Below are 13,529 nucleotides of genomic sequence, written 5' to 3' on the forward strand. Positions count from 1 at the left end.
GAATGAACCTTCAAGAACGGGGGATTCGCCGTTTTCCGCTTTCCGTCGCGGATTAATGAGTCCGTCTGCGCGTCAAGTGAATAAAGGTGATGGCGAGAGCCAGCACAAGCACGGTCCCTTTGATAATATCAAAGGCGTAATAAGGCAGATTGAGCATCGTCAGCCCGTTCAACAGAACGCCGATCAGTACGGCGCCGAAGAACGTTCCGATGACGTTCGGCTTGCCTGCGCCGAAGACGGAGAAGCCGACGAATACCGCGGCTACCGATTCCATCAGGATCGGCGCTCCGGCGTCAATCTGGCCGGAGCCGACCCGCGCGGCGAAGAGAATGCCGCCGATAGCGGCGAACACGCCAGAAAGCACGTACGCCAGCGTGCGAACCCGGCTGACGGAAATACCGGAGAGGCGGGCGGCTTCCTTGTTGCCGCCGGTAACATACAGCTGGCGGCCCCAACGGGTGTAGGTCAAAAAGATGTGGACGACGATGACCGCCACGATCATCAGCAGCACGGGCACCGGGAGGCCGAACAGCTTGCCTTGTCCGATCCACAGGAACGACTCCAGAAATTTGCCGGGAGCCTTCGTGCCATCCTGCATTTGCATGTTATTGTAAATGGAAAATCCTTTGGTGTACGTCTTGTGAACCCCGCCGATAATATACATGACGGCCAATGTGGCAAGCAGATCGGGAATTCTCACCTTAACGATAAGGAGCGAGTTCAATAATCCGATGACCGCCCCGATCAGCAGAGGCACGGTCAGCACGACGATAAGCGGAAGCTGGTACCAAACCATCATGGTGGCGACGACGACTGTAGTAAGAGAGACGGTAGAGCCTACCGACAAGTCGAAGCCGTCGACAATTTGCGAAAAGGTCACTCCAATGGCAACGAACGTAACGATCGAGATGGAGCGCAGAATGTCCGTCATGTTGTCATAGGACAGGAAGTTTTCGTTGACGATAGAAAATACGATGATGACCGCCGCGATAATAATTAGCGCTCCGTACTTGTATGAATAGTCGAGCAGTTTCTCTTTCACTTAAACCACAGCCTCCCCTGCGCTAGCGTAATACAATATTTGCTCCTGCGTAGCTTCCTCCCGCCGCAGCTCCTTGACGATTTGCCCATAGCTCATGACAAGGATCCGGTCGGCGATGCCCAATATTTCTGAGATCTCGCAGGATAAATAAATGATGCCTTTGCCCTCCTGGGCAAGCCGCCCGATCAGGCGGAAGATGTCGCTCTTCGCTCCGACGTCGACGCCCTTGGTAGGCTCATCGAACAAATACACCTGAGCTTCGGTCGGAAGCCATTTGCCCACGGCGACCTTCTGCTGGTTGCCGCCGCTTAAATATTTGACCGTTTGTTCCATATTCGGAGGCTGAATGCCGAGCTGGCCGATCATATCCTTCGCGTTCGCGATTTCCTTCGACCGCTGCACGAAGCCGAAGGTGCTGAACAGCTTAAGGAGCGGAAGCGACAAATTGTGCTTTACCGTTTGCTCGACCAAAATGCCCTGCTTGCGTCGCTCTTCCGGAATCAGCGCGATGCCTTCGCGCACGGCATCCGTAGGGCTGCCGAGCTTAAGCCGCTTGCCCCGCATGGTGAGCTCGCCTTGATCCAGCGGATCGGCTCCGAACAAGACGCGGGACAGCTCGGTTTTGCCTGCGCCGACCAGGCCGACGACGCCGACGATCTCGCCGCGGTGAACGGTCAGATCGACCCCGCGCACTTTGGTCGAGAACGTAACGCCCTTAGCCTCCAGCAGAGGCTCGCCGATCGGTACCGTCACCTTCGGGAACTCTTCCTCGAACGTTCGGCCGAGCATTTGCTCGATCACGGCCTGCGTGTTCGTATCCGGGGCCGCTTGAGTCGAGATGCGCTTGCCGTCCCGCATGACGGTAATCCGGTCACAAATGCGGAACACTTCGTTCAGACGATGCGAGATGAAGATGCAGCCTACGCCCTCGGCCTTGAGCCGTTCCATGATTTTGAACAGCTGATCCGCTTCTTCATTGCTGAGAGGAGCCGTCGGCTCATCGAAAATAATAAATTTGGCGCTCTGTGCGAGAGCGCGGGCGATAAGCACGAGCTGCTTTTGCGAAATGCTCAGCTCCGCGACCTGACGCCGCACATCGATAGCCAGGCCGATGTCGTTAATGATTTTCTCGGCTTCCTTGTTCATCCGGCTCCAGTTGATCAGGCCCCGGCCTCGCTGCGTGAATCGGTCGAGCATAATGTTCTCTGCAACGGTAAGGTTTGCTACAAGCGCCGTATCGACTTCCTGATACACACATTGAATACCGCCATGCATGGCATCGAGCGGTTTGGTGATCTGGAGCGGCTCCCCGTCGATGCTGATTTGTCCTTCATCGGGAATATAGGCTCCGGAGAGCACCTTGATCAACGTGCTTTTGCCTGCGCCGTTAGCACCGAGCAGCGCATGAATTTCCCCGCCGCGAACTTCGAAATCCACCTGCTGCAGTGCCTTGACGCCGGGAAACGACTTCGATATCCGGCTCATTTGTAGTAGGGCAGTGGCGTTAGACATCGGGCATCACACTCCTTATTTCAATGGAAAATCCCATCGGTCATCACCGATGGGACGTAGAGCTATTATTTCTTCTCGGCTTGCTTCAGCCAGTCGGTATAGCCTTGCTGGCTGTTGCCCCAGCCCTTGACGTGCTCGCTCAGCTGAGCTGTAGAAATTTGCGTTGTAGGCAATTGATCGCGGGATACGAATACCGGGTCGAGAACGACTTTATCCGGCGTTTGATCGCCTTTGATTTTTTGGTAAGCGTAACGGACTTGAATGCGTCCGATATCTTTAGGATCTACGGCTGCGGAAGCAACCCAAGGATTTTTCGGATCTTGAATCATCTGCAGGTCTTCATCGCTCATGTCGATACCGTAAATTTTGATCTCGGTACGTCCGGCTTGCTGAATCGCGCGGGCAGCGCCTTTGGCGAATTCGTCCCAAGCAGCCCAAACCGCTGTAATATCGCCCTTGTTAGGATATTTCTTCAGGATCGCTTCCATTTGGGATTGCGTATCCAATGCAGTGTTCTGGGAAGCAGCGCCGAAAGCGGCGATTTCTTTAATATCTTTATTTTTATCGAGGAAATCTTTATAAGCTACTTGTCTGCGTTCCATCGGAGCGAATCCGGCTACCCAGATTTTCACGATGTTGCCTTTGCCGCCGATGTCTTTGCTAAGCTTGTCCAGCGTCATTTCAGCCATCTTCTGGTCGCCTTGCTCAAGCACCGTTACGCCGGCTGTCTTGATGTCCGCATCGAATGCAACGACCGGAATTTTTCTCTCCAGCGCTTTCTTAATGCCGGCATCCAGCGCTTCCGCCGTACCATGGTCGATCAGAATCGCATCGAACTTTTGGTTGATGGCTGCGTCCAGGTTGGAGGACATTTTGGCCAAGTCGCCGTCAGCCGTAAATACAGTCACTTTACCGCCGAGCTTCTCGGTTTGTTCCTTCACGCCCTCTATGTATTGCGCGGAAAAAGTACCGAGGTTAATTTGCATGATCAGGGCGATCTTTTTGTTCGCGAAAGCTCCGCCTGCACCTGCATTGTCAGCCGGTGCCGCGCCGTTCTGAGGCGTAGCTTCCGGTTTCGCTCCGCATGCCGCCAGGCCGATCGCAAGAATCAGCACGAACATGAGAGCTATGCTCTGTTTCCATCGTTTCATTCTAGTTTTTCCTCCCCCAAAATATTAAAAAATATAATTCCAATGCGTTTACTTGGTAATTGTATTTTATCACTACATTTTGCAAACGGTCAATAATATTTTACATAATGATTCGATTCCGTTCGACAAAACATGACAATTCTGAGAACGCATCAAGATTATATTTTATCATAGGCCGCGCGGATTGGGAATAACTAAACCATGCTCTCCATGGGGATGCCGCCGGTGTCGACAATTCTGGAAAATATGCCCTGATTAAGGAAAAAGAATTTATGGAAATCGACGAAATTTAGTGACAAATGTGTGACATAGGAATTAGAATAAAGCTAGGCATTTATGCTCCGAAGAGCATTTTTGCATGACCAAATGACTATTTCTTCCGGTGAGAAAACCTTTATCGAGGACCTTTCAAAGATGAGCGACCGCGTTCAATTGTAAGTTGCAGGAAATCCTATCCGCGTGACAGGTAACAACCCGTTTATTGCTTATGCCTTAGGCTCCAAGGGGAGGGACCCGACGATGTTCTGGAAAGCATTCCGATTTCGACGCCGCAGCGTGGTGCTTACCTGGCTGCTTTCATATTTGGCTGTTCTGCTGCTTCCTGTTGTTATCAGCATTATTGTTTACAATTCGTCGAGCCATACTTTGGAAAGCGAAATTCATCAGGCTAACGACGCTCAGCTGAAGCAAATCCGGGAAATGATGGATAACCAGTTCCAGTCGATGGAACGGCTGAGCTTTGAAATGATGTGGAACGTGAAAATACAGGATCTTCTGTACTCGAATAAGTACCGTTTTCCGAACGACCACCGGTATGACCTGTTTCAGGTTACGCAGGATTTGAAGCTGTACAAATCGTCCTATCCTTTTTTGGATAGCTTCTATATTTATTACGCGTCCGAAGATATGCTGCTTCTGCCCGGCGTGACGTGGAGCTCTACGCTTGGCTACCAGCAAATGCATCAAGGAGGCGGCGTTACCTACGAGCAGTGGAACCGGTTGATGAAGCAGATCGATTATAAAGGGTATGTCGCCATGCCTTGGCTCGGTGAAGACGGGATCTTAAAGAAAGCGGTTGCATTCGTGAAAAGCTATTCAACCGGCCCGGGCCAGGAGCCGCTTGGCACGAATGTCATCCTGCTGGACCAGTCGCGCATCCTGAAACCGATCTCCAACATGCAATTCTATAAGGAGGGGCAAGTCCTCATTTTGAATAAGAACAATGAGGTGCTTGTCTCGAGCACGGAGGGCGCATTGGCTCCTGAGTTTCCATATGACCGGCTCGAGGGCAATTCGGGACTGTTTTATTTTACGAAGGACGGGCAGAAGATGGAGGGGCTCTATATTCATTCGGCCCTCTCCGAGCTGAAGTACGTCTCCGTTATCCCAAGCAGGCTGTATTGGAAAAAGGCTGAGCAGGTGCGCAATTTGACGTACATGAGCATTCTGATCAGCCTGGCGGGCGGCATCGTCCTGACGTATTTCTTTTTGCGCAAAAACTATGTGCCGGTACGCCAGCTGATGCAGGCTGTCGCCGGCAATAACCATAACGGCGGAGCTGTCGGCGAGGGCGGCAACGAATTCCATTTCATCGAGCAGTCCATTCATAAAACGCTGCGCGAGATGGATAAATATACGGCACAGATGAAGCAGCAGCGTCATGTGCTGAGGTCTCATTTCATCGGCCGGCTGTTGAAAGGGAAGCTGGATACGTCGGTACCGCTCGACGAGGCGCTGACGGCATATCATATGCAGCCGCTGTCCGATGATTATGCGGTGATGCTGCTGTACTTGAAGGAACGCGGAGCATTCTTCGAGAGCATTCAGGGAATGGACATCGGAGACAAAGACATGCTGCTGCAGTTCATTGTTACGAACGTAGTAGAGGAGCTGGCCAATCAGAAGCACCGCGGGTATGCCGTGGAAATCGACGAGACGTTCGCCTGCCTCATTAACTTTCGTGCCGGGGACGGCGAGTCGCGCGAGGAGGAATTGCTCCGAATCGCGCGGGAGGCGCAGCAATTTTTGCTGGAAAGGTATCAAATCCATCTCACGCTGTCTATCAGCAGTGTACATTCATCGATGTCCGGCGTTTCGGAGGCCTATTCCGAAGCGCTCGTGGCTATGGAATATAAGCTCGTGATGGGGACCGACGAGATTCTCGCGTATCCTACGATCCGCAAGGAATCCGAAGCCGACGGGCCCGTAGGCTATTATTATCCTCTGGCCGTCGAGCAGCAATGGATGAACGCGATGAAGATCGGCGACTTGGACCGGGCCAAGGAGCTGCTGGACGATATAATCGCCCGCAACTTTAACGGCCATCCACCGCTGTCGATCCCGCTGGCCAAGTGCCTCCTGTTCAATCTGGCGAGCACGATGGTCAAGACGACGAATGAAATCGGAGACGGGCAGGGGCCGTTTTTACGGAACCACCCGAAATCGATTGAACAGCTGCTGAGCTGCGAGTCGGTGAAGGAAATGCAGGGGATGCTGACGGAAATGCTCGAGAAGGTATGCAGCTACACCTCGGACAAACGGCAGCAAAATATTCAACAGGCGCGGCAGGAAACGCTCAAAGGGCTTGTTGCGGAAGTGACGGCCTATATCGAGGAACATTACCATGATGCGAATTTGAACATCTCCATGATCGGAGAGCATATGGATATGAAGGCGACTTACGTTTCGAAGCTGTTCAAGGATCAGACCGGAGGCGGGCTGCTGGAGTTTATAAACAAAGTGAGGATTGAAAAGGCGAAATCGATGATCGTCGAGCAAAAGAAAAGCGTAACCGACGTCGCGGCGCTGGTCGGCTTTAACGATCCGAACGCGTTTATCCGTACGTTCAAGAAATATGAAGGCATTACGCCAGGCAAATATAAAGAAGCTATCCAAGCTTAAGCGGCAGCTTCTCAAGTTTACAAGTTTATAGCGCTTCCTGTTCTGCTGCGGCAGGCCGGGGGCGCTTATTCGGCTTCCGGGACGAGCCGGTGCAGCTGCTTGTCGAAGCGTTAGGCTCGCTGACATGAGCTCGAATTAGCCGGGAAATGGGCTCATTTTTGGATAAGTATCGACATCCTTTTACCATAATATAGGAGGGATTGGCTGTTTTGCCGATGGTTTTGGAGTTTTTGCATAGTCTGAAATTGCATATTGACGATGGAATGTGAAAAATTGCCGATATCATTTTGTAAGCGTTGTCATTATGATAAAGCTATGAGTCACCACTCATTAAACGAAGGATGCGGGAGGTCACGAGCGATGAAAAAAAGAAGCAAAATCATCCCTATCGTAACGATCACCACCATGATGAGCAGCTTGGCAATAGCTTGTTCCAATCAACCGGCAGCACCCGCCGACAGCGGCAAAGGTAACACCAGCACCCCGGCCGCGGCAACGACTTATCCTATGAAAACCGACAAGACGCTCACTTATTGGGCGGAATTGACCGGAAATGCGGTGGGTATTAAATCTTCATTAGGAGAGATGCCGTTTTTCCAGGAATGGCAAAAGAAAACCGGCGTACCGCTGAAATTTACTTCACCGGTTGCCAATCAGGCGAAGGAAGGCCTGAACGTGCTGCTCGCATCGGGCGAGCTTCCCGACATGATCGAATACAACTGGCTGAACTTCCCGGGCGGACCTGAGAAAGCGATCAAGGACGGCTATATTCTGAAGCTGAACGATCTTATTGATAAGCACGCTCCTAACTTGAAAAAGTACCTCAAGGAGCATCCGGAAGTCGACAAGATGGTCAAGACGGACGAAGGCAACTATTTCGCGTTCCCGTTCATCCGCGGCGACGAGTATTTGAAAGTGTTCCAAGGACCGATTGTTCGTAAAGACTGGCTCGACGAGCTAGGGCTGCCTGTTCCTACAACGATCGATGAATGGTATACCGTGCTGAAAGCATTCAAGGAAAAGAAAGGTGCCACTGCTCCGCTGTCGTTCTTCAGCGTGCCGCGTCCATTGGAGCAGGTTTATAACGGCGCGTTCATCGGAGCTTACGGCGTGAACCGTCTGTTCTATCAAGAAAACGGCCAAATCAAATTCGGCCCTGCAGAGCCGCAATATAAAGAGTTCCTTGCTACATTCCGCAAATGGTACGCCGAAGGTCTGATCGACAAAAACATCGCAACCGTAGACAGCAAAACGCTGGACGCGAATTTGGCTTCGAATGCCACAGGCGCTACCATCGGCAACACCGGCGGCGGTATCGGCAAATGGATGCCGATCTTGACGGCCAAAGATCCGAAAGCGAAGCTCGTAGCAGCTCCATATCCGGTATTGAAAAAAGGCGATACGCCACGTTTCGGTCAAAAGGACCCTGCCTTCGCACCAGGCGGCATGGTTGCCATTACGGCTAACTCCAAAAATGCCGAGCTAGCGGCCAAATTGCTCGACTACGGCTACAGCGAAGAAGGCCACATGTTCTTTAACTTCGGAACGGAAGGCGTCAGCTACAAAATGGAAAACGGCTATCCGAAATATACCGATCTGCTGATGAACAACCCGGACAAATTGGCGCCTGCCCAAGCGATGTCGCTTCATATCCGCGCCAACTACAACGGACCGTTCGTACAGGATAAACGATACATCGAGCAATATTTGACCATGCCTGAACAGAAGGACGCCATCACGATCTGGCAAAAAACCGACGTCGACAAATACGGTCTTCCTCCGATCACAGCTACACCTGCCGAGAGCACGGAGCTTGCGAAAATTATGACCGATGTCAACACGCTGGTCGACGAAATGACGCTCAAAATTATTCTTGGCAATGAGCCTCTGGAAAACTTCGACAAGTATATGGCGAAGCTGAAAACGCTGAATCTGGATCGCGCAATTCAAATTCAGAAAGCGGCTCTGGATCGTTATAACAAACGGTAAACGATGATTGCAGGTAAGCATCGGGGAAGCTTCGAGCTTCTCCGGTGCCCTACCCATAATTTTTACCGTCTGCGCCGATGCCGGCACCGTGCTACGTGACCTAACGGAAGGAGGGGAATGATATGGCCAAAACCATTGCTGCAGAAACGACGACGAAGACTGGCGCAGTGAATCGCGCAAGCTTTTCTTCCCGGTTTGTCAAAGATTTTTTGCTTAATAAATATTTGTATTTGATGATGGTGCCCGTTATTGTCTATTACGCCATATTCCATTACGCGCCGATGTATGGTGCGATCATTGCCTTCAAGGACTATAGTCCGATGAAAGGGATTTTAGGAAGCCCCTGGGTCGGATTGGATCACTTTCGCGATTTTTTCAGCAGCTATTATTTCTGGCGCATATTGAAAAACACCTTGATTATCAGCGCCTATCAAATTTGCTTTGAATTTCCCGCTCCCATCATTTTGGCTATTTTGATTAACGAGGTTCGCAACGCAGCATTCAAGAGGATCGTTCAATCGATCACGTACATGCCGTATTTCATCTCGCTCGTTGTAATTTGCGGGATGATTAAAGATTTTACGAACAGCGGAGGCATCGTCAATCAGCTGTTTGTTTATTTCGGCGGCGACGGACAGGCGATGCTGCAAAAGCCGGAAATGTTCCGGGGCATCTACGTGATTTCGGAAATATGGCAAAAAATCGGCTGGGAGTCGATCATTTATATCGCGGCGCTCATGAGCATCGATCAGGAGCAGTACGAAGCGGCCCGAATCGATGGGGCAAGCCGCTGGAAACAAATTTTGCATATTACGCTTCCGGGAATTATGCCGACCATCGCGATCATGTTTATTCTGCGCATGGGCAACCTGCTGAATGTCGGCTTTGAAAAGATCATCTTGCTGTACAATCCGATTACGTACGATACGGCGGATGTTATCTCCTCGTTCGTATACCGCAAAGGCTTGCTCGAGTTCGGCTGGAGCTACAGCTCCGCGGTCGGTTTGTTCAACTCCGTCATTAACCTGATCCTGTTGATAACCGCGAACTATGTAAGCCGCAGAGTGAACCAAAGCAGCCTTTGGTAAAGGAGGAGAATCGCTATGAAGAGAAATACCAATATCATGGAACGTGCGTTCGATTGGGGTATTCACGGTATTTTGCTGCTGCTGGTTGTTATTACGCTGTATCCGCTGCTGCACGTGGCCTTCTCGTCCTTAAGCGATGCGAATCAGATCGTTGCTCACAGAGGGATTCTGTGGAAGCCTCTAGGCTTCAGCGTGGAAGCTTACAAGAGCGTGTTCGACAACCCGGATATTTTGAAAGGATACCGCAATACGCTGTTTATCGTCGTGTTCGGCGTAGCGGTCAATTTGCTCGTGACGGCGCTCGGAGCCTACGTGCTGTCGCGCAGAAACGTCATGTGGAATAAAGTGTTCATCTTTGTTATCGTGCTGACAATGTTTTTCAACGGCGGCTTGATCCCGATGTATTTGATCGTCAAAAATGTCGGCCTGATCGATTCCCTGTGGGCGACGATTATTCCTTTTGCCGTCAATACGTTCAACCTGATCATTATGCGTACGGCGTTCATGTCGGTGCCGGAAAGTCTGGAGGAGTCGGCCAAGATCGACGGGGCGAATCATTTCACGATTTTGTTCAAAATCATTATTCCGCTCTCCATGCCGGTCATTGCGGTTATGATCCTGTATTATGCGGTAGAGAAGTGGAACGGCTGGTTTTATGCGTCGGTGTTTCTTAAGGATCGCGAGCTGTTCCCGCTGCAGCTGATACTGCGTGAAATTTTGCTGGCGAACTCGACTGACAGCATGTCCTCGGGTGCCGATGCGGCCGACAGGTTCCAAATCGGGGAGACGATCAAGTATGCAACCATCATGGTAGCCACGGTGCCGATCTTGTGCGTGTATCCGTTCGTGCAAAAATATTTTGTCAAAGGCGTCATGGTGGGTGCTTTGAAGGGCTAACGCTTGGTTTGAAAGCTCTCGATGCTCTAAATGGATCGCATAGTCTCCTTTTTGGTAAAAGAGGAGGGATGCGGTCTTTTTGCTGTGCGCAAAAAAATGCAGGCGAATTCATATCATCTGTGCAACCTTTGGAAAGCTTGCTCCGTCTAGAGGGTAACTCCGGAGTTGAAAATGGAAATGATACCAAATGGTACTTATAAAACATACGCTACGGGAAGGTGACATTGATGATGAAGAAGAAGTTTGTGACGCTTGTTTCTGCCGCAGCCTTGCTGTGCACGGTTTCGGCCGGTTCGGTTTATGCTTTCACCGATCTGGATTCTGCGGACAAGGAGCCGGTTAACGCGTTGAAGGATAGAGGAATCGTGAGCGGGATCGACAGCCAGCATTTTGCTCCCCGCGGCCAAATCAGCTTTGCCCAAAGCATCAGCATGATCGTGAAGGGGCTGGATTTGAATCTGGATTTGGTGAAATTCATCAAAAAGCCGGAGGCGTCCGACTATTTTACGAATGTTCCTAACGATGCGTGGTATGCGGAAGCCTTTATTATCGCCAAAGTGAACGGCCTCGATATTCCGAAGGACGTCGATCCTAACGCGAAGGTGACAAGGGAGCAATACGCGAATTTGCTGCTAACCGCCATGTACACGAAGGGCGATTTCCCGACCGTTAAAATGTTTATCGCTTTGGCGGACGAAGATCAAATCGATATCAAATATCAAGGCGACATTCAGCGTCTATATTTGCACAAGATCGACAAGCTCGGTGAAGACCGCAAAGCTTACCCGAAACGAGAAATTACGCGCGGCGAAGCGGCAACCTGGCTGTATAACGCGATCAAGCTTGTAGAAGCGCAAGCGCAGAACCCGCAGCCGCCTCAGCAGCAAAGCGACGTCAAAGTGAGCGTGGAGAAGGTCAACGAAGAGGTGAACAAGGTCGTATTGTCGCGTGAAATGCCGCATCCGGGCTACGGTCTGAAAATTACCGGCATCCAGTTCCAGGCTGACAATACGGCGGTCATTCAATACGAAGTAACTCCGCCGAATCCGGACATGATGTACCCGCAAGTCATCACCGAAGTGAAGGCTGAAACTTACGTTGCTTCCAAATATAAGCCGGTGGCGCAGCCTGTAGCCGTTACGCTGCCAGGCGTCATCGGAGGCGGAGCGTCCCCGTCGGATTCTATCGCTTCACCGGCATCGCCGGGCACGGGCGCAGTGGCTGAGTAATTTGCAGCGGCGAAGACGATTTGCCGCTTTGCAGCGCAGAAATATCTCGATAAAACACCCTCATCGGTTAGCCAAAGGCTTTAGAGCCTGTCGGATTGCCGAGTAGGGTGTTTTTCTTTGCCGCGCTCGTTTGGGATCGGCTTGCATGTGGTAAAATAAGCCTATGAAATGATTTCATAATGATTCGTCGAAGGGAGCTGCTTTTTATGGATAAAAAGGTTGTCGAGCTGGACGGGCTGCGTCTGGCTTATCAGGAAAAAGGCAAGGGACAAGCCGTTGTGCTGCTGCACGGCTTTTGCGGGAGCTCGGCTTACTGGAACGAGCTGCTGCCGTTGCTGCCGGAGACGAGCCGCTTCATCACCCCCGATCTGCGGGGGCATGGCGATTCGGGTGCGCCGGAGGGAACTTACACGATGGAGGCCATCGCCGACGATATCGCGCAGCTCATCGAGCGGCTGGAGCTGGGCCGTACGATCGTGCTCGGACATTCGCTCGGCGGCTATGCCGCGCTGGCGCTGGCGGAGCGCCGTCCGGAGCTGCTGGCCGGCTTCGGCTTGATCCATTCCACCGCTTATCCCGACAGCGAGGAGGGCAAGCAGGGACGTCTGAAGAGCATCCAGACGATCAAGGAAAAGGGGCTGCCGACGTTCATCGACGGCCTGATCCCGAAGCTGTTCGCGCCCGCTCACGTGCAGTCGATGCCTGAAGCGGTCCAGGAGGCCATCCGCATCGGCAATGGCACCAGCCCCGAGGGTGCGGTCAACACCCTCGAAGGGATGCGGACCCGCCCGGACCGCCGAGCGGTGCTGGAGCAGGCGCAAGTTCCCGTGCTGCTGCTCGCGGGCGAGCACGATCAAATCATTCCGGTCGAGCGCACGTTTACCGCTAGCGGCGACCGGATTATCCAGCGCACGGTGGCCGGCGCAGGCCACATGAGCATGATGGAGTCGCCGAGTGAGCTGGCGACTGCGGTAGTGAGCTTCGCAGCGGCCGTGAAATAGCGGCCGCAGAGAGCCCGTCCATACCCCCGAGTTTGAGGGGGAGGGGACGGGCTTGTTTTTGCCCGCGCGCCGGCTGCGCGGGCGATTGGGCCAGCACGGAGCGGCGCAGCCCGTGCTGTGGATCTTGTGTGCCGGGCATTGGCCGCCGGCGCGCGGCTTTGCCGCGCTGTAAGTCGGATTTTCCGACTTTCAGCGCCAGGAACTGCTCCGGCTTTATGCTGTAAGCCGGAAAAACCGCGTTACGGCCTCGGTAGGCGGCTCGTAAGCAGGATTTCCCAGGCTGTAAGCAGGTTTTTCCGCGTTACAGGGCAAGGTTCAGCCCAGCGGTGAGTCTGTAAGCCGGAAAAACCGCGTTACGGCCTCGGAATGCGGTCGTAAGCAGGATTTGCCACGCTGTAAGGAGGTTTTTCCGCGTTACAGGGCAAAGTTCAGCCCAGCGGTGAGTCTGTAAGCCGGAAAAACCCGTTACCGCCTCGGAGCGCACAACCTGAACGATGTTGAAAAACGTGTCAGATAGAAACAAGCTTTCCTTACGCTGTTTGCTACATAGAGAACTACGTTCTAACGCGCACGCCAAGCCATGATAGCGCTGAAAAGCAATATCTGTCGATAGAGCTACAGCGATTCAAGCATCCTTCTGTTTGTTCCCACCGTTGGCTGCAAACCCAAGATGCCGCCAACGAGAGCTGCACGACAAAATTCCATCGACAAATAAGAGC

9 protein-coding genes are annotated in these 13,529 nt (G+C 52.3%); 6 read left to right on the forward strand and 3 right to left on the reverse strand.

Annotated features, from left to right (window positions below; all coding sequences use genetic code 11):
• Positions 1 to 52 precede the first annotated feature (52 nt).
• From DVH26_RS06195 to DVH26_RS06205, 3 genes are all read right to left on the reverse strand, one after another.
• Positions 53 to 1,042 (reverse strand): ABC transporter permease, encoded by a 990-nt coding sequence (locus tag DVH26_RS06195; RefSeq protein ID WP_239632293.1) that lies wholly within the window; start codon positions 1,040 to 1,042, stop codon positions 53 to 55.
• Positions 1,043 to 2,554, reverse strand: a complete 1,512-nt coding sequence (locus tag DVH26_RS06200; protein ID WP_239632295.1) for a sugar ABC transporter ATP-binding protein — start codon at positions 2,552 to 2,554, stop codon at positions 1,043 to 1,045.
• A 65-nt stretch (positions 2,555 to 2,619) separates the two neighbouring features.
• Positions 2,620 to 3,705 carry a sugar ABC transporter substrate-binding protein gene (locus DVH26_RS06205; protein WP_239632297.1) on the reverse strand — a complete coding sequence of 362 codons (1,086 nt, stop codon included), beginning with the start codon at positions 3,703 to 3,705 and terminating at the stop codon, positions 2,620 to 2,622.
• A 519-nt stretch (positions 3,706 to 4,224) separates the two neighbouring features.
• On the opposite strand from DVH26_RS06205, the gene DVH26_RS06210 reads away from it, so the two are divergent.
• From DVH26_RS06210 to DVH26_RS06235, 6 genes are all read left to right on the forward strand, one after another.
• The gene (locus DVH26_RS06210; RefSeq protein WP_239632300.1) at positions 4,225 to 6,606 is read left to right on the forward strand and encodes an AraC family transcriptional regulator; all 2,382 of its coding nucleotides are present in this window, start codon (positions 4,225 to 4,227) and stop codon (positions 6,604 to 6,606) included.
• A 360-nt stretch (positions 6,607 to 6,966) separates the two neighbouring features.
• Positions 6,967 to 8,595 (forward strand): type 2 periplasmic-binding domain-containing protein, encoded by a 1,629-nt coding sequence (locus DVH26_RS06215; RefSeq protein WP_239632302.1) that lies wholly within the window; start codon positions 6,967 to 6,969, stop codon positions 8,593 to 8,595.
• Between the two features lie 122 nt (positions 8,596 to 8,717).
• Positions 8,718 to 9,683 (forward strand): ABC transporter permease, encoded by a 966-nt coding sequence (locus tag DVH26_RS06220; protein ID WP_239632304.1) that lies wholly within the window; start codon positions 8,718 to 8,720, stop codon positions 9,681 to 9,683.
• 15 nt (positions 9,684 to 9,698) lie between these two features.
• Positions 9,699 to 10,580 (forward strand): carbohydrate ABC transporter permease, encoded by an 882-nt coding sequence (locus tag DVH26_RS06225; RefSeq protein ID WP_239632306.1) that lies wholly within the window; start codon positions 9,699 to 9,701, stop codon positions 10,578 to 10,580.
• A 227-nt stretch (positions 10,581 to 10,807) separates the two neighbouring features.
• Complete coding sequence (locus DVH26_RS06230) at positions 10,808 to 11,809, forward strand: S-layer homology domain-containing protein (protein ID WP_239632308.1); 1,002 nt, start codon at positions 10,808 to 10,810, stop codon at positions 11,807 to 11,809.
• Between the two features lie 206 nt (positions 11,810 to 12,015).
• Positions 12,016 to 12,810, forward strand: coding sequence for an alpha/beta fold hydrolase (locus tag DVH26_RS06235; protein WP_239632310.1), 795 nt, complete (start codon positions 12,016 to 12,018; stop codon positions 12,808 to 12,810).
• Positions 12,811 to 13,529: the final 719 nt, after the last annotated feature.

The sequence above is a fragment of the Paenibacillus sp. H1-7 genome (assembly GCF_022354825.1).
Classification (GTDB): Bacteria; Bacillota; Bacilli; order Paenibacillales; family NBRC-103111; genus Paenibacillus_S.

Bases quoted from the DNA above. Each gene is read 5' to 3' on its own strand.
- DVH26_RS06225 (WP_239632306.1), top strand. From the start codon at position 9,699: ATGAAGAGAAATACCAATATCATGGAACGTGCGTTCGATTGGGGTATT.
- DVH26_RS06205 (WP_239632297.1), bottom strand. From the start codon at position 3,705: ATGAAACGATGGAAACAGAGCATAGCTCTCATGTTCGTGCTGATTCTT.
- DVH26_RS06200 (WP_239632295.1), bottom strand. From the start codon at position 2,554: ATGTCTAACGCCACTGCCCTACTACAAATGAGCCGGATATCGAAGTCG.
- DVH26_RS06215 (WP_239632302.1), top strand. From the start codon at position 6,967: ATGAAAAAAAGAAGCAAAATCATCCCTATCGTAACGATCACCACCATG.
- DVH26_RS06230 (WP_239632308.1), top strand. From the start codon at position 10,808: ATGATGAAGAAGAAGTTTGTGACGCTTGTTTCTGCCGCAGCCTTGCTG.
- DVH26_RS06210 (WP_239632300.1), top strand. From the start codon at position 4,225: ATGTTCTGGAAAGCATTCCGATTTCGACGCCGCAGCGTGGTGCTTACC.
- DVH26_RS06220 (WP_239632304.1), top strand. From the start codon at position 8,718: ATGGCCAAAACCATTGCTGCAGAAACGACGACGAAGACTGGCGCAGTG.
- DVH26_RS06235 (WP_239632310.1), top strand. From the start codon at position 12,016: ATGGATAAAAAGGTTGTCGAGCTGGACGGGCTGCGTCTGGCTTATCAG.